This is a genomic window from Nocardia aegles (assembly GCF_052545135.1).
Window position 1 is genome coordinate 1 of sequence record NZ_JBQWRI010000052.1, and the last position, 797, is coordinate 797.

The following is a 797-nucleotide window of genomic DNA, read 5'->3' on the forward strand; positions in this document are numbered from 1 at the left end:
TCCCGTTCGGTGGGGTCGAGGATGTCGATGTCGCCGATGAGGGTGTGGGGGTGGGTGGCGATGGTGGTGAGGATGCGGTGGAGGCGGTGGCCGAGGGTGTGGATGGTGGTGTGGTCGTAGAGGTCGGTGGCGTAGGTGAGGGTGGTGTCGAGGGTGGCGGGGGTGCCGTTGTCGTGGTGGTGGGGGGTGATGTTGATTTGGAGGTCGAATTTGGCGGCGACGGTGTCGGTGTCCAGGGCGGTGACGGTGAGGCCGGGGAGTTGGAGGGTGGGTTGTTCGTTGTTCTGGAATGACAGGACGACGCTGAAGAGGGGGTTGTGGGTGGTGGCGCGGGTGGGGGCGACGGCTTCGACGACGCGTTCGAAGGGGATGTCGGCGTTGGCGAAGGCGGCGAGGTCGGTGTCGCGGGTGTGGTCGATGAGTTCGGTGAAGCTCATGGCGGTCTCGACGCGGGTGCGCAGGGTGAGGGTGTTGACGAACATGCCGACCAGGTCGTCGAGGGCGCGGTGGCCGCGGCCGGCGATGGGGGTGCCGATCGCGACGTCCGCGTCGGCGGTCAGCCGGGCCAGCAGGACCGCGACGGCGGCGTGCACGACCATGAACAGGGTGCAGTTGTGGGTGCGGGCGAGGTCGGTGAGGGCGTGGTGGGTGTCGGGGTCGATGGTGAAGCCGGTGTGGGCGCCGCGCATGCTGGGTGTGGTGGGGCGGGGGCGGTCGGTGGGCAGGGCGGCGGTGGCGGTGAGGCCGGCGAGGTGGTGGCGCCAGTAGGTGAGTTGGCGGGCGGCGACGGAGGTGTC

The 797-nt window shown here is 69.8% G+C and carries 1 protein-coding gene; it reads right to left on the bottom strand.

Going from position 1 to position 797, the window contains the following annotated elements; genetic code table 11:
- Positions 1-797: condensation domain-containing protein (locus ACT89H_RS29405; protein ID WP_445111924.1), on the bottom strand; the 797-nt coding region annotated here is incomplete at both ends.